The 21,714-nt window shown below is 64.8% G+C and carries 17 protein-coding genes and 1 other RNA gene; 9 read left to right on the top strand and 9 right to left on the bottom strand.

Going from position 1 to position 21,714, the window contains the following annotated elements:
- Window positions 1-36 precede the first annotated feature (36 nt).
- From XdyCFBP7245_RS12895 to nagA, 5 genes are read left to right on the top strand one after another with little or no spacing between them, the layout of a single operon-like run.
- Window positions 37-759 (top strand): GntR family transcriptional regulator, encoded by a 723-nt coding sequence (locus tag XdyCFBP7245_RS12895; RefSeq protein ID WP_211287694.1) that lies wholly within the window; start codon window positions 37-39, stop codon window positions 757-759.
- Window positions 760-802: 43 nt separating this feature from the next.
- Entirely contained in the window at window positions 803-2,077 is a 1,275-nt protein-coding gene (locus XdyCFBP7245_RS12900) for a sugar MFS transporter (protein ID WP_104616001.1), read from the top strand.
- 40 nt (window positions 2,078-2,117) lie between these two features.
- Window positions 2,118-3,185 carry a LacI family DNA-binding transcriptional regulator gene (locus XdyCFBP7245_RS12905; protein ID WP_104616018.1) on the top strand — a complete coding sequence of 356 codons (1,068 nt, stop codon included), beginning with the start codon at window positions 2,118-2,120 and terminating at the stop codon, window positions 3,183-3,185.
- A 6-nt stretch (window positions 3,186-3,191) separates the two neighbouring features.
- Window positions 3,192-4,220, top strand: coding sequence for an SIS domain-containing protein (locus XdyCFBP7245_RS12910; RefSeq protein ID WP_055850722.1), 1,029 nt, complete (start codon window positions 3,192-3,194; stop codon window positions 4,218-4,220).
- Window positions 4,221-4,222: 2 nt separating this feature from the next.
- The gene (gene nagA / locus XdyCFBP7245_RS12915) at window positions 4,223-5,377 is read left to right on the top strand and encodes an N-acetylglucosamine-6-phosphate deacetylase (protein WP_104616002.1); all 1,155 of its coding nucleotides are present in this window, start codon (window positions 4,223-4,225) and stop codon (window positions 5,375-5,377) included.
- Between the two features lie 107 nt (window positions 5,378-5,484).
- On the opposite strand, the gene XdyCFBP7245_RS12920 is transcribed toward nagA, so the two are convergent.
- Together XdyCFBP7245_RS12920 and XdyCFBP7245_RS23790 are read right to left on the bottom strand one after the other, a co-directional pair.
- Window positions 5,485-5,561, bottom strand: a non-coding RNA gene (locus tag XdyCFBP7245_RS12920) — sX9 sRNA.
- A 318-nt stretch (window positions 5,562-5,879) separates the two neighbouring features.
- Window positions 5,880-6,146, bottom strand: a complete 267-nt coding sequence (locus XdyCFBP7245_RS23790; RefSeq protein ID WP_146091672.1) for a hypothetical protein — start codon at window positions 6,144-6,146, stop codon at window positions 5,880-5,882.
- Between the two features lie 566 nt (window positions 6,147-6,712).
- On the opposite strand from XdyCFBP7245_RS23790, the gene XdyCFBP7245_RS12925 reads away from it, so the two are divergent.
- A complete protein-coding gene (locus tag XdyCFBP7245_RS12925; protein ID WP_104616019.1) occupies window positions 6,713-9,289 on the top strand; it encodes a TonB-dependent receptor in 2,577 nt (858 codons plus the stop codon).
- Window positions 9,290-9,717: 428 nt separating this feature from the next.
- Here XdyCFBP7245_RS12925 and XdyCFBP7245_RS12930 read toward each other — a convergent pair whose 3' ends face one another.
- The 5 genes from XdyCFBP7245_RS12930 to XdyCFBP7245_RS12950 form a co-directional block, all read right to left on the bottom strand.
- Window positions 9,718-10,983, bottom strand: a complete 1,266-nt coding sequence (locus tag XdyCFBP7245_RS12930) for a multifunctional CCA addition/repair protein (RefSeq protein WP_104616003.1) — start codon at window positions 10,981-10,983, stop codon at window positions 9,718-9,720.
- 428 nt (window positions 10,984-11,411) lie between these two features.
- Window positions 11,412-14,252: a valine--tRNA ligase gene (locus XdyCFBP7245_RS12935; RefSeq protein ID WP_104616004.1), complete on the bottom strand. Its 2,841-nt coding sequence runs from the start codon at window positions 14,250-14,252 to the stop codon at window positions 11,412-11,414.
- A 108-nt stretch (window positions 14,253-14,360) separates the two neighbouring features.
- Window positions 14,361-14,786: a DNA polymerase III subunit chi gene (locus XdyCFBP7245_RS12940; protein WP_005995970.1), complete on the bottom strand. Its 426-nt coding sequence runs from the start codon at window positions 14,784-14,786 to the stop codon at window positions 14,361-14,363.
- A 7-nt stretch (window positions 14,787-14,793) separates the two neighbouring features.
- Window positions 14,794-15,156: a hypothetical protein gene (locus XdyCFBP7245_RS12945; protein ID WP_104616005.1), complete on the bottom strand. Its 363-nt coding sequence runs from the start codon at window positions 15,154-15,156 to the stop codon at window positions 14,794-14,796.
- A complete protein-coding gene (locus tag XdyCFBP7245_RS12950; RefSeq protein WP_104616006.1) occupies window positions 15,156-16,628 on the bottom strand; it encodes a leucyl aminopeptidase in 1,473 nt (490 codons plus the stop codon). The genes XdyCFBP7245_RS12945 and XdyCFBP7245_RS12950 overlap by 1 nt, the downstream gene beginning before the upstream one ends.
- Window positions 16,629-16,735: 107 nt before the next feature.
- Between XdyCFBP7245_RS12950 and lptF the strand changes: the two genes are divergently transcribed.
- The 3 genes from lptF (at window position 16,736) to XdyCFBP7245_RS12965 (ending at window position 19,353) form a co-directional block, all read left to right on the top strand.
- The gene (gene lptF, locus XdyCFBP7245_RS12955) at window positions 16,736-17,818 is read left to right on the top strand and encodes an LPS export ABC transporter permease LptF (protein ID WP_104616007.1); all 1,083 of its coding nucleotides are present in this window, start codon (window positions 16,736-16,738) and stop codon (window positions 17,816-17,818) included.
- On the top strand, window positions 17,815-18,921 hold the full coding sequence (gene lptG / locus XdyCFBP7245_RS12960) for an LPS export ABC transporter permease LptG (protein ID WP_104616008.1): 1,107 nt from the start codon (window positions 17,815-17,817) through the stop codon (window positions 18,919-18,921). The genes lptF and lptG overlap by 4 nt, the downstream gene beginning before the upstream one ends.
- Before the next feature lie 138 nt (window positions 18,922-19,059).
- Window positions 19,060-19,353, top strand: a complete 294-nt coding sequence (locus tag XdyCFBP7245_RS12965) for a hypothetical protein (RefSeq protein ID WP_104616009.1) — start codon at window positions 19,060-19,062, stop codon at window positions 19,351-19,353.
- A gap of 166 nt (window positions 19,354-19,519) precedes the next feature.
- Here XdyCFBP7245_RS12965 and XdyCFBP7245_RS12970 read toward each other — a convergent pair whose 3' ends face one another.
- Together XdyCFBP7245_RS12970 and xerD are read right to left on the bottom strand one after the other, a co-directional pair.
- Window positions 19,520-19,993, bottom strand: coding sequence for an RDD family protein (locus tag XdyCFBP7245_RS12970; RefSeq protein WP_104616010.1), 474 nt, complete (start codon window positions 19,991-19,993; stop codon window positions 19,520-19,522).
- Window positions 19,994-20,320: 327 nt separating this feature from the next.
- A complete protein-coding gene (xerD, locus tag XdyCFBP7245_RS12975) occupies window positions 20,321-21,292 on the bottom strand; it encodes a site-specific tyrosine recombinase XerD (RefSeq protein ID WP_104616020.1) in 972 nt (323 codons plus the stop codon).
- Window positions 21,293-21,714: the final 422 nt, after the last annotated feature.

Here is a 21,714-nt window from a genome sequence, read left to right on the forward strand (position 1 = left end):
CCAATGGCCAAGGCCAAGGCGGACGCCGACAAGCGACTGGACGACCTGCACCTGGACGCGTCCGCGCCAACCCCGCTGTATCTGCAGCTGGCCGGCAAGCTCACCGATGCCATCCGTGGCGGTCAGTGGAAGGCCGGCGAAGCGCTGCCGGCCGAGCGCCAGCTGTGCGAGCGCCTGCAGATCTCGCGGGTCACCCTGCGGCAGGCAGTCGATGTGCTGGTCGAACAGGGCCTGGTCTCGCGTCGCCAGGGGGCCGGCACCTTCGTCACCACCCAGATCCAGCACCAACTCAGTGGTCTGACCAGTTTCAGCGAGACGCTGCGGATCAAGGGCTACGAGCCCGGCACGCGTTGGCTGGAGCGGCGTCTGCGCCCGGCGCATGGCGAAGAAATCCTGCGGCTGGGCCTGTCGCCGGATGCGTCGGTGGCCTCGCTGACGCGCCTGCGCAGCGCCGACGACCGCGTCATGGCTTACGAACACGCGGTGCTGCCGCAACGCATCGTCGCCGACCCGCAGCAGGTGGGCGATTCGCTCTACAGCTATCTGGATGCGCAGGGCACGCCGGTAGTGCGCGCATTGCAGTATTTCCGCGCGATCAATCTGCCGGCGCGTCTGGCCGAACATCTGCGCATGAAAACCGGCGAGGCGATCCTGCACGTGGTGCGCGTGGGCTACACCCGCGACGGCAGCGCAATCGAATTGACCGATACCTATTGCCATAACGACTTCTACGACTTCGTCGCCGAACTGCGCCGCTGACGCCAACGGCATTCCTTACGACAACCTCAGAGCCAGCCGATCCATGACTACCGCCAGGCCCGCAAATCCCGTTGTCTCGATCGCCATCGTCGGCGTGCTGTTTTTCATCATCGGTTTTTTTACCTGGATCAACGGGCCGCTGATCACCTTCGTGCGGCTGGCGTTCGACCTCAACGAGGTCAACGCGTTTCTGGTGCTGATGGTGTTCTACCTGTCGTACTTTTTTCTGGCGCTGCCGTCGTCGTGGATTCTCAAGCGCACCGGCATGAAGAAAGGCCTGGCCTTGAGCCTGGTGGTGATGGCGGTGGGCGCGGCCGGGTTCGGCCAGTTCGCCACCCAGCGCTGGTATCCGGGCGCACTGGGCGGGCTGTTCGTGATCGGTAGCGGCCTGGCCTTGCTGCAGACCGCGATCAACCCGTACATCAGCATCCTGGGGCCGATCGAAAGCGCCGCACGCCGCATCGCGCTGATGGGCATCTGCAACAAGATCGCCGGCATCCTGGCGCCGATCCTGATTGGCTCGCTGGTGCTGCACGGGATCGGCGATCTGTCCGCTCAGGTGGCCAGCGCCGATGCCGCGACCAAGGAAACCTTGCTCACTGCGTTCGCCGCCAAGATCCACGCACCGTATCTGGTGATGTCCGGCGTGCTGTTGTTGCTGGCCATCGGCGTGCTGTTCTCGCCGTTGCCGGAACTCAAGGCCTCCGAAGCCAACGCAACGCCCGGCGCTGCCGACGTGCAGAAATCCAGCATCTTCCAGTTCCCGCATCTGTGGCTGGGCGTGCTGTGCCTGTTCGTCTACGTGGGCGTGGAAGTGATGGCCGGCGATGCCATCGGCACCTACGGGCATGGCTTCAACCTGCCGCTGGACAGCACCAAGCTGTTCACCTCCTACACGCTGGGCGCGATGCTGCTGGGCTACATCGCCGGCCTGGTGCTGATCCCGACCGTCATTTCGCAGGCGCGTTACCTGAGCGTCTCGGCGGTGCTGGGCGTGCTGTTCTCGCTGGGCGCGTTGCTCACCGATGGCTACGTGTCGGTGGCCTTTGTGGCTGCACTCGGCTTCGCCAACGCCATGATGTGGCCGGCGATCTTTCCGCTGGCCATTCGCGGGCTCGGCCGCTTTACCGAGATCGGCTCGGCGCTGCTGGTGATGGGCATTGCCGGCGGCGCGATCATTCCGCAGCTGTTCGCCATTCTCAAACAGCACTACGACTTCCAGGGCGTGTTCGCTGCGCTGATGGTGCCGTGCTATCTGTACATCCTGTTCTATTCGCTGCGCGGTCATCGCGTGGGCCTTCCGGCCCAGGCCAAGTGAGCGACGCGGCATGATGCGTTCCGACGAACAAGGCACTTCCATGCGCAGGCCCACCATCAAAGACGTCGCCGAGCGCGCCAAGGTCTCATTGAAGACCGTGTCGCGGGTGATCAACAACGAGCCCTCGGTGATGCAGGCAACGCGTGCGCGCGTGCTGCGCGCCATCGCCGATCTCGATTACGAACCCGATCCGTCCGCACGCAATCTGCGTAGCGGCACGCCGTTCGTGATCGGCCTGGTCTACGACAATCCCAACCCGTATCACATCATCGGCATCCAGAACGGCGTGCTGGCCGCCTGCCGCGAAACCGGCTTTGGCCTGCAGATCCATCCCTGCGATTCCACTTCGCCGTTGCTGGCCGAAGAACTGGCCGAGTGGGTGCAGCGCTCGCGTCTGGCCGGGGTGGTGTTGACCGCGCCGATGTCCGAACGCCCCGAGCTGCTCGCCGGCCTGGCCGCGCGCGGCATCAAGAGCGTGCGCATCATCGCGTCCACCGAAGATCCCGGCGACGGCCCGTGCGTGTATATCGACGACCGCGATGCCGCATATGAAATCACCGAGCATCTGATCCAGCTCGGTCATCAGCGCATCGGCTTCTTGTGGGGCGGCCCGCAGCATCGCTCCAGCGGCGAGCGCTACGCCGGCTACGAAGCGGCGTTGAAGGACTACGGCATCCCGCTGGACAAGCACTTGGTGATTCCCGGCGATTACACCTTCGACGATGGCTTCCGTGGTGCGCGCCGGTTGCTGTCGCTGCGCGAGCCGCCCACTGCCATCTTCGGCAGCAACGACGAAATCGCCGCCGGCGTGCTGGCCGCAGCCAAGTCCACCGGCATGAATGTGCCGTATCAGTTGTCGATCGCCGGCTTCGAAGACAGCCCGTTCTCGCGGCAGTCCTGGCCGGCGTTGACCACCGCAAAGCAGGCCACCGAAGACATCGCGCGGCACGCGGCACGCTTGTTGATCAGCCAGCTGCGCAAGGATGCCTACGACGACCAGCCGGCGCAATTGCAGAACCGCGGCTTCGTGCCACAGCTGGTGGTGCGCGGTTCCACCGCGCCGGCGCAGACGCCGGCCGCCAAATCCCTTCCCCCCGAATCTGCCTGAGTACTGATGACTCTCCCCCAGGAAACCGACACCTTGATGTTCCGCGAGGCGGCGCAGACCGCCGACGTGGTCGCCGCACAGTTCGCGCGTAACGCCGACACCATCGCTGCGCTTGCGCAGTCGTTGCGCGACAACCCGCCGCCGTTCGTGGTGACCTGCGCGCGCGGCAGCTCCGATCACGCAGCCACGTATGCCAAGTATCTGTTCGAGACGCAGCTGGGCATCGTCACTGCCTCCGCATCGCCATCGGTGGGCTCGGTGTACGCCGCGCCGCTACAACTGCGTGGCGCGCTGTACATCGTGATTTCGCAATCGGGCAAAAGCCCCGATCTGCTGCGCAATGCCGAAGCCGCCAAGGCCGCTGGCGCGCGCGTGGTGGCCCTGGTCAATGTGGAAGATTCGCCGCTGGCGCAGCTGGCCGATGTGGTGATTCCGCTCGGCGCCGGCCCGGAAAAAAGCGTTGCCGCCACCAAGAGCTATCTCGCCTCGCTCGCTGCGGTGCTGCACCTTGGCGCCGTGTGGAAGAACGACCCGGCTTTGCTCGCCGCAGTGGATGCGTTGCCGCAACAACTGCGCAGCGCCTGGCAGGCGGACTGGTCCGCACTGACCACCGGTTTGACGCCTGCACACAACCTGTTCGTGCTCGGTCGCGGCCTGGGCCTGGGCGCGGCACAGGAAGCGGCATTGAAGTTCAAGGAAACCTGCGGCCTGCATGCCGAAGCCTATAGCTCGGCGGAGGTCAAACACGGGCCGATGGCCTTGGTCGGCCCGGGCTTTCCGGTGCTGGTCTTTGCGCAGCCCGACGAAACCGGCGCCGGCACGCGCGCACTGGCCGAAGAATTCCGTGCGCGTGGTGCGCAAGTGTGGCTGGCTGCGCCCGATGGCGATCTGCCGCTTGCCGATGCCGCGCACCCGGCGTGCGCGCCGCTGCTGACCGTGCAGAGCTTCTATCGCGCCATCAATGCGCTGGCGCTGCAGCGTGGCCACAATCCCGATTTACCGCCGCATTTGAACAAGGTGACGGAAACCGTTTGAACATGGATGCTTCCCGTACTCAGGCATTGTGCAACGCACGCGTACTCACCGATGACGGCTTGCAGGAGGGCCTGGTCGTGCTGCTGGACGGTGCGCAGATCCAGGCGGTCGTGCCGGCCGACGACCTGCGCGTTGCACAGGCGCACACGCGCGTGGAGTTGGGCGGCGCCACCTTGTTGCCGGGCTTCATCGACATCCAGGTCAATGGCGGCGGCGGGGTGTTGTTCAACAACGCGCGCGACCCCCAGGCACTGGCCACGATTGCCGCGGCGCATCGTCGCTTCGGCACCACCGGCATGCTGCCCACGCTGATCAGCGATACCGCGCAGGTGATGGCCGAAGCGATCGAGGCCACCCGCGCGGCCATCGCCCAAGGCGTGCCCGGCGTGCTCGGCATCCATCTGGAAGGCCCGTACCTGAGCCCCGCACGCAAGGGCACCCACGATGCGCACAAGTTCCGTTTGCCGGACGCGCACGAAATTGCCGTCGACACCTCGCTGGACAATGGCGTCACCCTGATCACGCTCGCGCCCGAGCGCGTGCCGCTGGACGACATTCGCGCGTTCGTGGCCGGTGGTGCGATCGTATTCGCCGGGCACACTGCGGCCACCTACGAGCAGGCGCGCGATGGCATTGCCGCCGGCGTGAGCGGTTTTACGCACGTCTACAACGCGATGTCGCAACTGGCCGGTCGCGAGCCCAACGCTGTCGGCGCCGCACTGGAAGACCCGCAGGTGTGGTGCGGCGTCATCGTCGATGGCGTGCACGTGCACCCGGCCAGCCTGCGTGTGGCGCTGGCAGCCAAACCGCGCGGCAAGCTGCTGCTGGTCACCGACGCCATGCCGATGGTCGGCGCCGACAGCCCCAGCTTCGATTTGTACGGCGAAACCATCACCGCCGTCGACGGCGTGGTGCGCAATGCCGACGGCGCACTTGCCGGCTCCGCCCTGGACATGGCCACCGCGGTGCGCAACAGCGTGCAATGGCTGGGCGTGGATCTGGCCGAAGCCGCACGCATGGCCTCCACCTATCCCGCGCAATGCATCGGCCTGGGCGACCGCCTGGGACGCATCGCACCCCGCTACCAGGCCGATCTGGTGCTGGTGGATACGAACGTGCAAGTGCTGGGCACCTGGGTTGGCGGGCAGCGCGACTGAGGGCGCCGCGAGCAACGGATCGGCGCGTCGATCACGCGGCGTTGTGGCAAAGAAAGCGGCGGCGCTCGCGGTCGTGCGAGCGCAGCTGAAGTTTTCAGTCTAAGAGCGGCTAACAGAACGTAGCGAGCAGCGGTCAGCTGGGTGTGGACGACGCGCTCAGAACCGGAGTGGATGCGTGGTACATGCCGCACCGAGCACCGTCCACGCCCGCCTGGCGGTGAGCCTGGTGGGTTTGTCAGCTGCTCTAAAGGTGAGTGTCTGTGCGCTGCGGTTCGACGCGCAGTGCCGTTCGCAGGATCGCAACGGACAGCGCGTGGAGGGTGTTGCAGCCGGACGGAGTGCTGGGCACGCAGACACGCCAGTGACGCCGCAGCGCGGCGGCGCCGCATACGGCGATACACACAGACGCTATGAAGCGCGCAGAGCAACGGCGCTGCTGATCCCAATCCACATGCGATGCATTGATTAAGACGTCATATGCAAGGTCAAACGGCGCATCGCGTCACACCATGCGGAGCTCGCGTGCGTTCGGCAGCGTCGCACTGACGCAGCAATCCACCGGCAGTTCAATCGCGCGCAAGCCTTGCGTGTTGGATGCAAGGCCCGTCGCACCGCACCGGATCGCGCTTTGCATGACGGCCGTACGCCCACACCACACCACGGAGACATCACACTCTGCATCGCAACATTTTGCTGCGCAGCCTTGCAGCAAGTGAATGCAAGGCGCAGTGGTCTGCATGCGCGTCAGCAAGAGTGAGATTACGGTCATGCCGTCATTCCATTATCTGCGTCAGTCGTAATGCATTCCGCATAAAAGCAGACACAGTTCGCAGCAAGTTGACAGTGCAACTTGCGGAAGGCACCTTCGCTGATAACGTTGTCAGCGAACAGGAGCCTGTTTCACTCGATCACATCACTGTAGCCAGCCGTGCATCGGCGTGGCCTTTCGATCCGTGCGCTGTATAGAGCCGCGCGGATCGCCGCTCGCGATCCGGCACAGGGGACGGACCGCAGCATGGCGCGCGCAGCGCGCTTTAGTGCAACCCATCGGTTGCGACCTGACGTATCTGCCACGAGGTCAATGTAATGCAGTTTCCCCGTCTGTTCCCGTTGTCTGTTTCCGCAACAAGCCAACCCACCGCGCAATCAATCGACGTGCGCCATCGTCTCTGCGCAGCGTTGCAGGCCACTTCTAAATCGCGCTTTACCAAGGCTGTGGAAGCCAATCCAGCGCAGTCGCGTAGCGCTTCCTTGAATACTGCTGCAGCCAGGCATTGGCCGCGACGCGCGCGATTGAGCGCAGCGGTGCGCGGCTTGCTGATTGGTGGCGCCGCAATGAGCGGCGTACTGGCGCTTCCCGCGTCTGCGCAGCAACAATCCGAACCTGCGCCCGCACAACAACAGCCCGTCGCTGCGCCGTCGCAGGAGCAGGCGCCAGCCAACCCGTCGGTCTCGACGCTGGACGAAGTCAAGGTGGTGGGCTATCAGGCCAGCCTGGGCAAGGCGCTTAACGTCAAGCGCAATGCCGATGCCATCGTCGATGCGATCAGCGCCGAAGACATCGGCAAGTTCCCGGATACCAACGTCGCCGAATCGCTGTCGCGGTTGTCCGGCATCACCGTGGACCGTCAGTTCGGCGAGGGCGAAAAGGTCAGCATCCTCGGTACCGACCCTGCACTCAATCGCGTGTTGCTCAATGGCCAGACCATCGCATCGACAAGCTGGGGCGGCGATCCCAACGACCCGGACAGCCGCTCGTTCAACTACAGCACGCTGGCGCCAGAAGTCGTGGGGCTGATGGAGGTCTACAAGACGCCGGAAGCGCGCATCGACGAAGGGTCCATCGGCGGCACGGTGATCGTACATACGCGCAAACCGCTGGATCTGGAGCGCAATACGCTGACCGGCACGGTGAGCTACGGTTACAACGACCGGTCCGAGGAAGGCAAGCCCAACGCATCGGCGTTGTATAGCTGGAAGAACCAGGACGAAACCCTGGGTGTGCTCACCTCGGTGATGCATTCCCAGCGCGTGCTGCGCCGCGATGGTGTGGAAATCTTCGGTTACGACAATGTCGCCGGCGCGGGGTTTCCGCCTGCAGTGGTTGGCAACAACACCGGCGTGTTTCCCACTTCGATCAACACCGCGTTGTTTCAGCAGACGCGCAAACGCGATGGCGTCAGCGCAGCGCTGCAGTGGAAACCCGATGCCGACTTCGAGCTCAACCTGACCGGCCTGTACGTCAAGGAAAGTTTCGACAACTACAACCAGAGCCGTTACGGCTATTGGGGTTCCAACCCTGGCGATGCGCAGGCATTGGGCTTCGAAAACGGCGTGGCCACCTCGGGCACGTTCGGCGATCAGTCCACCACGTTCCTGGACGGTTACCTGCGCAATAGCGACGTCACCACCGGCAGCATCCACTTGCGTGCCGACTGGCATGGCGATGGCTGGAATGCGTCGAGCCAGGTCGGCTACACCAGCTCGCAAGGCGGTGCCGAGCGCATCTACGGCATCCAGTTCCGCAATCTTGCCGGCTACAGCTACAACATCGACGGGCGCCGCACCGCGATGGACTACAGCACCGATCCCACCAACGCAGCGGCGATGCAGCTCAATAACGCCTCGGCCAGCCATAGCCCGCAGTACGACAAAGAGCGTTACCTGCAGCTGGACTTCGACCATGCGGTGGAGTGGGGCCCGTTTACGCAACTCCTCACCGGCATCAAGCTCACCAACCATGCCACCGGGCAATCGTCGTACAGCCGCACCTGGAACCCGAACGACGGCAGCACACTGGCGGATTTCTCGCCGGGCACCACGCCGTCCGGCTATCTGGACGGACTATCGACCAGCGCCGACATGCAGCGTTGGTCCACCATCAATCGCGGTGCCATCGGTCAGTACATCGGTGGCCTGGAGGGCGATGACGGTTTGCCGATCAGCTACGCCGGCAACTACAGCATCGAAGAACAGAATCGCGCCTGGTTCCTGCAGGCCAACTTCTCCGGCGAGCGCTATCGCGGCAACATCGGCGTGCGCTACGTGCACACGCGCGACTCCACCGATGGTTTCAGCTATGCACCGGGCGGCAGCTACACGCCGGTGAATTTTCTCAGCAGTTACGGCAAGTGGTTGCCGGCTTTCAATATCGCCTACGACTTGCGCGATGATTTGATGCTGCGCTTTGCCGCCTCCAAGGTCATCGCGCGGCCGCGCTACACCAACATGACGCCGTACGTTGCCACCGACGACACCACGTTGACCGCGTCCACCGGCAACCCCGGGTTGAGTCCTTACGAGTCGACCAATCTCGGTGCGTCGGTGGAGTGGTATTTCTCCGACAGCAGCTTGCTCAGCGGCGAGTTCTTCTCGCGCGATATCTCCAACTACATCCTGACCACCGTGCAGGACCGCGTGTTCTTCAACAACGCTACCGGCGGGTCGAGCACGTATCAGACCTCGGTACCGACCAACGCCGGCGACGCCAAGGTGCGGGGCGTGGCGCTCAATCTGCAGCACAACTTCGGCAACGGGTTCGGCGTGGTCGCCAACTACACGTATTCCGACTCCAACACCGACGGCGACTACAGCCTGCCGTACAACTCGCGCAATGCCTACAACATCAGCCCGTACTACGAGCAGGGCAAGTGGAGTGCGCGCGTCAATCTTGGCTGGCGCTCGGAGTACTTTACCCAGATCGGCAGGCTCAATGGCCAGCAAATGACCGATGCATTTACCCAGGTGGATGCCTCGTTCGGCTACCAGGCCACCGAGCGGCTGCGCGTGGCGCTGGAAGCCACCAACCTGCTGGACGAAACCTACTTCAGCTACATCGGCAACAAGAACCAGCCGTACTACATTTACAAAAACGGCCGCTCCTTCATGCTGAGTCTGAATTTCAAGATGTAGTGGATGTCGAGCGGCTGCGCGATGCAGCCGCTCGCTGATGGGAAGGCTTTGGCCGACATAGACGACTACGACTGGGTAGCAGGCGACAGTGCGGCCGCCAGATTGGCGCGGTCGGTGCTCGAAGTTGACATGTTCGCGTCCTGCCTTACGTTTCCGCCGCGCCGTCCAGCTGACGACCGCTTGCGACAGGATGTCCTTCGTTCTAGAGCGGTCCGTTGCTTTTGGCGGTCAGGGCGTCACGATTCGGCACGCTCGGGCATCTATGAGGTGTAGGTCGGTGGCGACGGGCAGCGCGGCAACGCAAACGACACCGCGCACAATCTTGCTCGATAGAGATGGCAATGTGTGGACGCAACGCCGCGATGCCGCAGCTGCATGCCAGTGCCCTTGAGTCGCATGGATATCGCGTCGCACGCTAGAGCCGCTTATCAAGCGCGTGTAGAAGGCCCTTCGCTGCCGCTGTGCTTGTCGCGGTTGCGTGCGTTCGCAATCGCGGCGATGCGCGCCTTTGTCAGGGCCTCGCCGATCTGCGGGCCTTGCAAGCCTTCGGCGGCCAGGTCGCGTGCGTTGATCGCCAGGGCGGCGGCATGCAGACGTTGGAGTTCGGCGCCCTGCGGGTATGCGGTGTGCTCGCTGCCAAGCCTGCCGCGCTTGTCGGCCTCGCAGACCAGCGCCAGTTGCGCGATACGTTCCGGCCGACGAAATGCATCACAGCGCACCAGCAGCTCGTGCAGCGTGCGGTCGCGTAGTTCCGCCAGACGATGCACGTTGAGGTGCTCGCGGCAGGCGATGACGGCGAGCTGGCGATAGTCTTGCGGCACCTTGAGCCGTTCGCACAGCGCCTGCAGCGGCGCAACGCCGCGCTGTTCGTGCATCACATGGCGCGGCCATTCGTCCGGCGGTGTCAGCGCCTTGCCCAGGTCGTGGGTCAACGCGGCAAAGCCGATCAGCGCATCGCCAGGCGCCAGCCGCACAGCCATGTCGCTGACCATTTCCTGATGGATGCCGGTATCCACTTCCGGATGAAATTCGGCACGTTGAGGGACGCCATACAGCGCATCGAGTTCCGGCAGGATGACGCGTAGCGCATCGGTGTCGTGCAACGTACGCAGAAAGGCCGAGGGCTGCGCGCACGTCAGCGCGCGGCGCAGTTCCTGCCACACGCGTTCGGGCACCAGGCTGTCCAGCTCGCCGCTGGCGGCCATCTCGCGCATCAGTGCGGCAGTCTCCGGTGCGATGCTGAACCCCAGCGGCGCCAGCCGCGCCATGAAGCGCGCGGCACGCAAGACGCGCACGGGGTCTTCGACAAAGGCCGGGCCCACGTGGCGCAGCACGCGCGCTTGCAGATCGCGGGCACCGCCGTATGGATCCACCAAGGTGCCGCTGTCTTCGTCGCGCGCCATCGCGTTGATGGTGAAGTCGCGGCGCAGCAGATCTTCTTCCAGCGTCACCGACGGATCGGCATCCACCACGAACCCGCGGTAGCCGCGCCCGGATTTGCGCTCGGTGCGGGCCAATGCATATTCCTCGCCGCTGCGCGGATGCAGAAATACCGGGAAGTCTTTGCCCACCGGTTTGAAACCCTGTGCCTGCATTTGCGCCTGGTCGGCGCCCACCACCACCCAGTCGCGGTCGCCGGCCGGTTGGCCAAGCAAGGCATCGCGGACTGCGCCGCCAACGAGATAGATCTTCATCGCTCCATGATGCCCGATGCGGTGCTCGCGTCGAAACAACTTGCCGCGTGCGCTGTCGCGTTTTGCTTGGATGTGGTGCCTGGCGGGGGGGGTATCGCGTAGATCCTGGCGTCTGCAAGCGATGGCTGCAGATGGATGATGCGCAAGGCGTCTGGTCTGCCGGTTCGCTGCAGGGCCCTTGCCCGCTCACCATCGCGGGACACGCTGCAAGTACGTCCATGTCAGCGCTTTGGCGGCATCCATGCCGCCAAAGGTCCCGCGACGGTGAGCGGGCAAGGGCCGTCACGATGGTCGGTGTGCACTGTTAACGCAATTCGTGCTTCATCGAGCTGAGCGATACGTGCCAGGTCAATTGCTGCCGTCGAATCGGTGGCCGTTTGCACGGCGCGTGACCGTGCAGCTGCAGCGCATCTGGACGTTCCACTGCGTCAGATCTTGGCGCGTTGTTCCCGCAGACCTGTCAATTGCACAGTCCAATCGTTCAAGCGCGCACGCTCCTGCTCAACGACTGCCGCCGGTGCGTTCTGCACGAAGGTGGCATTGCCGAGTTTGCCATTGCACTTGCCGATCTCGCTTTCCACGCGCTTGATCTCCTTGTCCAGGCGGGTGCGCTCGGCCTCCATGTCGACCAGGCCTTCCAGCGGTACCAGCAGGGTGAGTTCGCCCACGATGGCGGCAGCGGCCGGCGGGGTGTCCTGGCCCGCGTCCAGCCAGTCGATGGCTTCGAGCTTGAGCAAGAACGCCAACTGCGATGCGAAGCGCGATACGCGCGTGCGGTCGTCGGCGGTACCGGCTTGCAGCAGCAGCTGCACCTGCTTTGAGGGCGGCACGTTCAACTCGCTGCGCACGCGCCGCAAGGCCGACACCATCGACTTCAACCATTCGATATCGGCGTCTGCGCTGGCGTAGCTGCTGGTGTCCACATCGCCGACTTGCGGGAACGTCTGCAGGGAGATCGTCGCGGTGGTGATGCCCAGGCGCGGAGCGACCTGTTGCCACAGCTCTTCGGTGACGAACGGGGTGAGCGGGTGCAGCAGGCGCAGCAGCGATTCGAGCACATACAGCAGGGTGTGGCGTGTGCTGGCGGCAGCGTCGTTGTCCTGCACGGCCCCGTTGAGCGCAGGCTTTGCCAGCTCCACGAACCAATCGCAGAACGCATTCCAGGCGAATTCGTACAGCGACTGCGTCAGCAGGTCGAAGCGGTAGTTGGCGTAATGCGCATGCGTTTCCGCAGTGACCTTGTCCAGCCGCGCCAGAATCCACTTCTCCGCTTCGGTACGCGGTTGCGGTACCCCGGCAAAGCGCGCGCCTTCAGTGTTCATCAGGACAAAGCGCGTGGCGTTCCACAGCTTGTTGCAGAAATTCTTGTAACCCTCGGCGCGGCCCAGATCGAACTTGATGTCGCGGCCGTGGGTGGCGAGTGCGGCGATGGTGAAGCGCAGCGCGTCCGCACCGTGGGCGATGATGCCGTCGGGGAATTCGCGACGCGTGGCTTTTTCGATCTTCTCGGCCATCCGCGGTTGCATCAGCCCGCTGGTGCGCTTGGCGACCAGGTCCTCGATGCTGATGCCGTCGATGATGTCCAGCGGGTCGAGCACATTGCCCTTGGACTTGGACATCTTCTGCCCCTGCGCATCGCGGATCAGGCCGGTGATGTAGACATCACGGAACGGCACCTGGCCGGTGAAGCTGTCGGTGGCCATGATCATGCGGGCCACCCAGAAGAAGATGATGTCGAAGCCGGTGACCAGCACGCTGGAGGGCAGATAGCGCTCAAAACCGCGCTCGGCCATTGCATCGGCATCCGGCCAGCCCAGCGTGGAGAACGGCCACAGTTGCGAGGAGAACCAGGTTTCCAGCACATCGCTGTCCTGATGCAACGCGATCTCTGCGCCCAGGCCGTGCTTCGCGCGCACCTCGGTTTCGTCGTGGCCGACATAGCACTTGCCTGCGTCGTCGAACCACGCCGGAATGCGATGCCCCCACCACAGCTGACGGCTGATGCACCAATCCTGGATGTTCTCCATCCAGTGGCGATAGGTGTTGATCCAGTTCGGCGGCACGAACTTGATCTGGCCACTTTCAACCAGCTCCAGGCCACGCTTGGCCAGCGCGTCCATCTTCACGAACCACTGGTCGGTGAGGTACGGCTCGATCACCTGACCGGTGCGGTCGCCGCGTGGCACCTGCAGTTTGTGCGGCTTGGTCTCGACCAATAGGCCCAACTCTTCCAGCTCCGACAGCACCAGCTTGCGTGCGTCGTAGCGATCCAGGCCGCGGTAGCGCTCCGGTGCGTTGTCGTTGATGGTAGCGGTGACGGTGAACAGGTTGATCAACGGCAAGTCGTGCCGCACACCCACCTGGTAATCGTTGAAATCATGCGCAGGCGTGACTTTGACCACGCCGGTACCGAAGGCGCGGTCGACATAATCGTCGGTGATCACCGGCACGTGCCGGCCGGTCAGTGGCAGCACGATGCGCGCGTTATGCAGCGTGGCGTAGCGCGCATCGTCCGGGTGCACCATCACCGCGGTGTCGCCCAGCATGGTTTCCGGGCGCGTGGTGGCCACCACCAAGTAATCGCGGGTTTCGCGCAGGGTCTGGTTGCCGTCGGCATCGTGCTCGACGTGTTCGTAGGTCACGCCATCGGCCAGCGGGTAGCAGATCGACCACAAAAAACCGTCTTCTTCGACGTTTTCCACTTCCAGGTCGGAGATGGCGGTCTTCAGCACCGGGTCCCAGTTGACCAGCCGCTGGCCGCGATAGATCAGGCCCTGCTCGTACCAGCGCACGAAGGCGTCGTTGACCGCTGCCGACGGTTGCGGGTCCATGGTGAAGGTGCTGCGCGACCAATCGCTGGAGGTGCCCAGGCGACGCATCTGGCGCTCGATGGTGTCGCCGGATTCGGCCTTCCATTCCCACACCTTGGCGATGAAACCCTCGCGCCCGAGCGAGTCGCGCGTTTCACCGTTGCCTTCCAGCGCCAGATTGCGCGACACCACCATTTCGGTGGCGATGCCGGCGTGGTCGGTGCCCACCTGCCACAGCGTGTCGAAGCCGCGCATGCGGTGATAGCGCACCAGCGCATCCATCAGCGTCTGCTGAAACGCGTGGCCCATGTGCAGCGTACCGGTCACGTTCGGCGGCGGCAGTAACACGGTGTACGGCTCGCCCTTGCCGGACGGCACGAAGTAACCGGCCGCCTCCCATTGCGCGTACAGGCGCGATTCGAAGGAAGAGGGTTCGTAGCTGGAGGCGAGGGTGGTCATAAGGCAGGGAATGGAGAGTCGGGAATAGGGAATAGGGAAAGCGGGTGCGTTGAAAGGTGAAGGTCTACGGGGTAGTCGACGTTCGATTCTCGATTCCCCATTCCCGATTCACATATCGTATTTGGTCAGTTCCAGGCCCAGGGCCTTGTACTGTTTCCAACGTTCGCGCAGCGGTTCGCGGGCGGCGGGGTCGGCGGGCACCACTTCCAGCACGCGGTCGCAGGCGCCCAGGTACGGGTCGTCGCGCAGGTTGATCACCAGCGGGCGCGAGGGCGCGGCGAACTCCGGCGTGGCGATCAGCACCGGCGCCAGTTCGTCTTCCTCATCGGTGCCGGCGATCTGGTGCGGCACATAGGCTTCGTCGTCGAACGCCCACAACAGGTCATCCAGCGCCTCGGCCTGCGCGGCATCGCGTGCCAGGATCAGCGTGGACAGGTTGGCGTCGTTGGCCTTGCGCGCCAGCTCGCAGACCAGCCGCAGCGGTTCGTCGAGGAAGCGCGGTTTGGCGATCAGGTAGAAATCGGCACGGGGCATGGGCAGGTCACGAAACGGAAGGGAAAACGGAGTCGGCGACGAAACTGCCGAGAGCGAACAGCAGTCCATACGCCAGGATCGCCAGCAGGAACCCGCCTGTTGCACGCAGGCGCCTGCCCGCAGGCCGCGAGCGATACAGATAGATGGGGATGAACAACAGCCAGGCCAGCACGATCCCCATGTTGAGCCACATATGGCGGCGATAGCCGTGCCGGCGGCTGTCAGCGCTCAGCCAGATGAAGATCAGCACCAGCAACAGCGCAAGCCGCACCAGGTCGCTGGCCAGGCCTGCCCAACCCGGCACCGCGCTGGTGGCGCCGTCGATGACGGCGAAGCCGGCGATCAGCCCCAGCGCGGCGCGTGGCGACATCAGGCCGCGCGATCCAGCAACCACTGCGTCAACAGACCCACCGGGCGACCGGTGGCCATGCCGCGCTTGCCTTCGTCGCTGGCCACGCCGGCGATGTCCAGATGCGCCCAGCGCTGGTTTTCGGTGAAGCGCGACAGGAAGCAGCCCGCGGTGATCGCACCGCCCCAGCGACCGCCGATGTTGTAGACGTCGGCAAAGGTGGAATCCAGCAGGCCCTGGTATTCGTCCCACAAGGGCAAGCGCCAGGCACGGTCGAACACGTGCTCGCCAGCGGCCAGCAGTTCGTTGGCCAGGTCGTCGTGCTTGCTCATCAGGCCGGCGGTCTGGTGGCCCAGGGCCACCATGCAGGCGCCGGTCAGCGTGGCCACGTCCACCAGCGCTTCGGGGTTGAAGCGCTCGGCGTAGGTCAGCGCATCGCACAGGATCAGGCGACCTTCGGCATCGGTGTTGCCCACTTCGATGGTCTTGCCGGACATGCTGGTGATCACGTCCGAGGGACGATACGCATTGCCGTCGATGGCGTTTTCCACCGCCGGCACCACCACCACCAGGTTGATCGGCAGCTCGGCCTTGACCGTGGCCACGAAGGTGCCGATGACGTTGGCGCCACCGCACATGTCGTACTTCATTTCCTCGATGCCGCCCTGCGTCTTGAGATTGACGCCGCCGGTATCGAAGGTGATGCCCTTGCCGACCAGCACATACGGGCGCGCGTCGCCGCCGCCGTTCCACTTCAGCACGATCAGCCGTGGGCGGTTGGCCGAGCCGCGCGCCACCGACAGCAGCGAGCCCATGCCCAGCGACTCCATCTGCGCCTCGTCCAGGATCTGCGCTTCGGCACCGGCGTACTTGCCGGCAAATGCGGCCGCGGTGTCGGCCAGGTAGGCCGGGGTGCAGTAGTTCGGCGGCAGGTTGCCCAGCTCGCGAGCGAACTCCACGCCCTCGGCGGTCGCCACGCCCACGGCCAGCGCGCGCGCGTCGTCGCCGGCGATCGCCAGGGTGGTCAGGCCGGTCTCGTCGACCTTCTTCTTGCCCAGGGTGGCGGTGTAGCGATACGCCGCATGGTCGCTGACGACGACTGCCTGGCGGATATTCCAGGCGGTATCGCGCGCCTTGATCGGCAATTCGGTCAGGGTGAGCAGGGCAGTGCCGACGGCGCCGGTCTTCAGTGCGCGGGTCGCATCGCCGATGGCCTTGAGGTAGGGCGCGACGCCGAACTTGGCGGTCTCGCCCAGCCCGACCACCAGCACGCGCGGGGCGGTCACGCCCGGCAGGTCGTGGACCAGGGTGGTGCTGCCGGTCTTGGCAACCACGTCGCCGCGCGTCACCAGGGCCGTCAGGCGGCCCTGGCTGGCGCTGTCCAGCGCCTGCGCGGCAGGCGACAGGGTCTTGTCGGCGAACACGCCAACCACGATGCAGTCGACGGCGGCGCTTGCCGGCGCGTCTTGGTTCAGGGTGAATTGCAGGGCCATTGATCAGATTCCGTAGGCAAATCCGTACAATCGCGGGCTGTTTACGCCAACCTGACTAGGCTGGCGACGCCGCGAACGAATCCGAGAGTTTAAAACAAGCCCACCCTATGCCGAAGCTCGATCGATATCTGCTTAGCGATTTCACCCAGAGCTTCCTGGCCACCTTGATCGTGCTGCTGGTCGTCAGCGTCGGCGGTGTCCTGGTGGATATCCTCGGCAATATCGCCGACGGCCGCATCCCGGCTCGCTTGCTGCTGTCGCAGGTAGGCCTGCAATTTGTGGCCTATCTGCCGATCATCCTGCCGCTGGCGCTGATGCTGGGCCTGTTATTGGCGCTGGCGCGGCTGTACCGCGATTCAGAAATGGCGGTCATTACCGCCATTGGCGTCGGCCCCAAGCGCATGCTGCGGCCAATGCTGATGCTGGTGGTGCCGGTGGTGATCATCATCGGACTGTGCTCGCTTTGGCTGGGCCCTTGGGCCAGCCGTACCGCCGAAACCATGCTGGAAGACGCCAACCGCAGCGTGCTGATGGCCGGCCTGGAGTCGGGCAAGTTCACCCCGCTGTCCGGCGGTGGCGTGGTCTATCTGACCACCATCTCCGCCGATGGCAAGGGCCTGGGCAAGGTCTTCATGCAGCGCCAGAAGGACGACCGCCTCGATGTGGTCACTGCCCAGCGCGGCGCGATGTTCTTCGAAGGCAAGACCGACCGTTACCTGCGCCTGGAGGACGGCTACCGCATCGAAGGCCCGGCTGCCGGCGACACCCTGGACTACCGTTTGATGAAGTTCGCCAGCAACGACGTGGCCTTGCCCGACCGCACCCGCACCCACGACGCCAACGACCCGGAAGTGATGTGGACCACCCAGCTGCTGTCCGATGCGCGCCCGGCCGCACGCGCGCAGCTGCATGAGCGCCTGGCGCCGCCCTTGCTGGCGCTGGCCTTCGCGCTACTGACCCTGCCGCTGTCGCGCAGCGCGCCACGGCAGCAGCGCTACGGCAGGATCATGCTGGCCTTCCTGGCGTACATGGTGGGCACCAATCTGATGATCGTCGGCACCCAGTGGATCGCCAACGGCAAGACGCCGGCTGCGCTGGGCCTGTGGTGGCTGACGCTGCCGCTGCTGGCGGTGGCGGTGTGGGCGTATGCGCGCGATGGCCGCGTGCGTCGGCCGAGGGCGGGCGCATGAGGCTGACCCCGCGGGTCCATGATTGGTACGTCGGTCGCGTGGTGTTGTTCACCGTGCTGCTGACCTGGGCGGTGCTGCTGGGTCTGGACCTGGTCAACGCCTTCGCCAGCGAGGCCAAGAACATCGGCCAGGGCAGCTACAGCTTCGGTCACGCGGTGGCCTATGTGGCCTACACCGTGCCGCGTCGCGCCTACACCTTGTTCCCCACCGCCGCAGTGATCGGCGCGCTGATGGGTCTGGGCCAGCTTGCGGCCACCTCCGAGTTGACCGCCTTGCGCGCGCTGGGCGTCTCGCGCAAGCGCATGTCCGCCTCGGTGGTGGCAGCGATGGCGCTGTTGACCGCCAGCATGGTGATCAGCGGCGAAACCGTCGGGCCATGGGCGCAGAACCAGGCCGACACCCTCAAGGCCAGCGCCCGCTACAACAACAGCATGGCGTCCTCGCGCTATTCGGGCCTTTGGGCACGCGAAGGCGACACCTTCCTCAACGCGCTCAGCGGCGAAGAAAAGCTGCTCGACGGCGGCGGCACCGCGCTCGATCTGCACGATGTGCGGCTGTATCACCTGGATGCCAACGGCAGGCTGCAGCAGCTGACCTACGCGTCCGTGGCCGAGCACCGCGACGGCCGTTGGACCTTGCGCCAGGTGCGTCGCGATACCTTCCAGGAACGTTCGGTGCAGCGCGAAACCTTCCCCGAGCTACCATGGCAATCGCAGCTGAGCCCGGCGGCATTGGCGTCCGGCCTGGCCAAGCCGCGCAATCTCTCCGCACACGAACTGCAGCAGAGCATCGAATATCGCCGCCGCAACGGACTGGACGCGCGCGATTACGAAGACCAGTACTGGAGCCGCTGGTTCTACCCGCTCAACGTGTTGGCGCTGTGCATGGCGGCGATCCCGTTCTCGTTCGGTTCGCTGCGCAGCGGCGGCCTGGGCAAGCGCCTGTTTTTGGGCATCCTGTTCGCCCTCGGCTTCTGGCTGCTGCAGCTGTTCTTCGGCCGTATGGCTGGCGCGCTAAAGCTGGACTATCGCATCGCCTACGCACTGCCGCCGATGGTGATGCTGGGCGTGTCGGCGTGGTTGTTCCGGCGGCGCAGTAGTTAGGCGCCGCTGGTCAAAAGATTCGATGTCGCGGGACGCCGTAGGGCGCCCTGTAGTGTGTCGGAACTTGCGCATGTGCCACTTTCTAACCCGACGGCACTTCTGCGGCATCCAATGATCCGTATCTGCGAAAGGAATCGTATGCGTCGCTTGAGCATCGGTGGGCTTCTGTTGTGTCTGCCCTACCTCGCATTGACCATGCTTTGCGTATGGATTGCCAACACCGGTGCCGATCCCAAGGGTCGCTTCGTCATGTTGCAGTTGCCGCTGACGCCGCAGTACGAGTTATTGCGTGGCTTCGGGAGCACCCACATTTTGAGCGAGCTCTCATGGGCAGGCGCCTACGCGCTGCTGTTCCCACCGATGCTGGCGGCGTTGTATTTGCTTGGCTATTGCATTCAGGTATTGATTGAACGCCCGTCTGTGGATCTGTAGTCAGCTCTGCAGTGAGGGCGTCGCAGGTACGCGGTGATGCGTGTCGTGCGTGTGGGTGTCGATGGCTGGCGGGCTGGAGCTGAGTACGGGATCTTTGCTTGCACTGCAGATTTTCATGACACACCGATGCTGTGCAGCATGCAATGGCAGCCTGGCGTGCGGGTAATCAATGGGTGCGGATTGGCTTGTGACTGCGCTGCAGTCGCGTCCCACTGGCGCGGTCGTGCCAGGTCAGCCGATCGCGATCGACCCATGCCCACCAGAATCCGAGTCCGCCCAGGGCCAACGACAGCGTGCCCACCGCATAGCGGATCCACAGCGCACGCCAGGAGGCTTGCGGGCCGACCAGCTGCAGCCGCCATGGACGCATGCCCAGGGTCTGGCCGCCGCGGCGCCAGCTCAGCGTGGCGTACCCGCCGGCGGCGACCCAGCAGCATAGCCAGAGCAGCCACTGCCAGGCGCTGAACGGTGCGATGTTTTCGCGTGCCGGATGCCCGGCCAGGGTAAAGCCCAGCGTGAAGCCGGCGGAAATCAGCATCCACAGCGCCAGCACCGGCCAGGCGTCGTAGCACATGGACAGCAGCCGCCAGTGCAACAAGGCGGCTGGCCGTGGGGAATCGGATGCGGCGATCGACGTCATGGCGCGAGCATAGCTGGCGCCAGCGATCCAGCAACGCTAACGGCGTATCGAACACGCCGTGGCCGACGCTGGCTGTGCGAATCGCCAAGCGGCTGCGGCCGGTGCGCGGAGTTGGCGTGGAGGCTGCCGCCGATGCGGTGGAGCTTCTCAGGCAATTGATGTACGGATTGGCCCATCTCGCGTTACCAAGTCGCGCTTGGGTTTCGGGGCGTGCTTGGGCGCGGCGGGCTTCTCGGCGACGGCGTCGCGCCCAGGTGCGCTCCTACGAGTCTGATGTGCGCGGATGGCTGGGTCGTGGGCGCGCGATAGGTCTGCCGGCAAAGCGCGCTAACCGCGCGGGTGATGCGTGGCATGCAGCTTCTGCAGGTGCTGCCTGGCCACCAGCGTGTAGATCTGGGTGGTCGACAGCGAGCTGTGGCCCAGCAGCATCTGCAGCGCGCGCAGGTCTGCGCCGTGGTTGAGCAGGTGGGTCGCAAAACTGTGGCGCAGGCCGTGCGGGCTGACCGTTGCCGGGTCGATGCCGGCCACCGCCGCATAGCGTTTGACCAAGGCCCAGAAGTGCTGACGGCTGGGCGGCTGGCGTGCCGCATCGATGAACAGCGGCACCTGGCCGTCCACCGCCGCCACGGCCTTGTGATCGGCCAACAGCGGGCGTGCTTCGTGCAGATAGCGCTCCAGCCAATGCTGCGACTCTTCGCCTAGCGGCACCAGGCGTTCCTTGCTGCCCTTGCCGATCACGCGCAGCACGCCCTGGCGCAGATTGACGCCCACCGCCGGCAGATTCACCAACTCGCTGACGCGCAGCCCGGCGGCGTACATCAACTCAAGCATGGCGCGGTCGCGCAGGCCAAGCGGTGTCTGGATATCCGGCGCCGCCAGCAAGGCCTCGATCTGGGTTTCGGTCAGCGCCTTGGGCAGCGATCGCGGCAATCGTGGCGCGTCGAGCAGGGCGGTGGGGTCATCGCTGCGCACGCCATCGCGCAGACACAGGCCGTAGAAGGCGCGCAAGGTCGACAACAGCCGGGCATTGCTGCGCGGCGAATATCGGGCCTCGGTCCGCCAGCGCAGGTAATCGAACAACACCGAACGATCGATGCCCAGCAAGCCGCCGCCGGCACCATCGCGCCAGCGTGCCAACCCTTCCAGATCGCGTCGGTAACTGTCCAGCGTCTGCCGCGCCACGCCTTGCTCGGCCCACAAGCGATCCAGAAAGCGCTCGATGACGGCGGCATCGGCCGCCTGCACCGGCGGCAGCTGTTGGGTGAGTTGGCGACGTTCGGCGGGGCTGCTGGCTGACATCGCCACAGCATAGAACGTGCCGCATGGATTGCGATGCGCCACATTGGTGATCGGCCACGTATCGCCAGTGCGTGCCCTGCCGTAGCACGCCCAAGGTTTGGCGCTCCCAAAGGCAGTCGCACGCGCCGCCTGAGGCTGCCCACAGCGTAATGGCCGGCTCCCGGGCCAGGGCGACTACACGCAAGCCACCATGCGAATTGCAGCCGGATCACACACGTAGGAGCGCACCCGGGTACGACGGCCGTCACCGGGAGTCCCGCCGCAGCCAGTTCGCTTCAATGCGTCAACGCTGACTTGGCTGCACCAGGCGTAACAATCCGCTCCTCTGAACTGGGAGCGCCAACAAGCCAGCGGCAAGCCAACCGATAAACTGTCGCGGCCGCTGCCAGGCTTCATCCACCCTGTGCGAGAATCGGGTAACC

The sequence above is a fragment of the Xanthomonas dyei genome (genome assembly GCF_002939865.1).
GTDB classification, from domain to species: domain Bacteria; phylum Pseudomonadota; class Gammaproteobacteria; order Xanthomonadales; family Xanthomonadaceae; genus Xanthomonas; species Xanthomonas dyei.

Excerpts from the sequence above, each read along its gene's own strand:
- XdyCFBP7245_RS12965 (WP_104616009.1), top strand. The coding sequence starts at position 19,060 with ATGCGTCGCTTGAGCATCGGTGGGCTTCTGTTGTGTCTGCCCTACCTC.
- XdyCFBP7245_RS12940 (WP_005995970.1), bottom strand. The coding sequence starts at position 14,786 with ATGCCCCGTGCCGATTTCTACCTGATCGCCAAACCGCGCTTCCTCGAC.
- XdyCFBP7245_RS12910 (WP_055850722.1), top strand. The coding sequence starts at position 3,192 with ATGACTCTCCCCCAGGAAACCGACACCTTGATGTTCCGCGAGGCGGCG.
- XdyCFBP7245_RS12900 (WP_104616001.1), top strand. The coding sequence starts at position 803 with ATGACTACCGCCAGGCCCGCAAATCCCGTTGTCTCGATCGCCATCGTC.
- XdyCFBP7245_RS23790 (WP_146091672.1), bottom strand. The coding sequence starts at position 6,146 with ATGACCGTAATCTCACTCTTGCTGACGCGCATGCAGACCACTGCGCCT.
- XdyCFBP7245_RS12950 (WP_104616006.1), bottom strand. The coding sequence starts at position 16,628 with ATGGCCCTGCAATTCACCCTGAACCAAGACGCGCCGGCAAGCGCCGCC.
- XdyCFBP7245_RS12930 (WP_104616003.1), bottom strand. The coding sequence starts at position 10,983 with ATGAAGATCTATCTCGTTGGCGGCGCAGTCCGCGATGCCTTGCTTGGC.
- XdyCFBP7245_RS12935 (WP_104616004.1), bottom strand. The coding sequence starts at position 14,252 with ATGACCACCCTCGCCTCCAGCTACGAACCCTCTTCCTTCGAATCGCGC.
- lptF (WP_104616007.1), top strand. The coding sequence starts at position 16,736 with ATGCCGAAGCTCGATCGATATCTGCTTAGCGATTTCACCCAGAGCTTC.
- xerD (WP_104616020.1), bottom strand. The coding sequence starts at position 21,292 with ATGTCAGCCAGCAGCCCCGCCGAACGTCGCCAACTCACCCAACAGCTG.
- nagA (WP_104616002.1), top strand. The coding sequence starts at position 4,223 with ATGGATGCTTCCCGTACTCAGGCATTGTGCAACGCACGCGTACTCACC.
- XdyCFBP7245_RS12970 (WP_104616010.1), bottom strand. The coding sequence starts at position 19,993 with ATGACGTCGATCGCCGCATCCGATTCCCCACGGCCAGCCGCCTTGTTG.
- XdyCFBP7245_RS12925 (WP_104616019.1), top strand. The coding sequence starts at position 6,713 with ATGAGCGGCGTACTGGCGCTTCCCGCGTCTGCGCAGCAACAATCCGAA.
- XdyCFBP7245_RS12905 (WP_104616018.1), top strand. The coding sequence starts at position 2,118 with ATGCGCAGGCCCACCATCAAAGACGTCGCCGAGCGCGCCAAGGTCTCA.
- lptG (WP_104616008.1), top strand. The coding sequence starts at position 17,815 with ATGAGGCTGACCCCGCGGGTCCATGATTGGTACGTCGGTCGCGTGGTG.
- XdyCFBP7245_RS12945 (WP_104616005.1), bottom strand. The coding sequence starts at position 15,156 with ATGTCGCCACGCGCCGCGCTGGGGCTGATCGCCGGCTTCGCCGTCATC.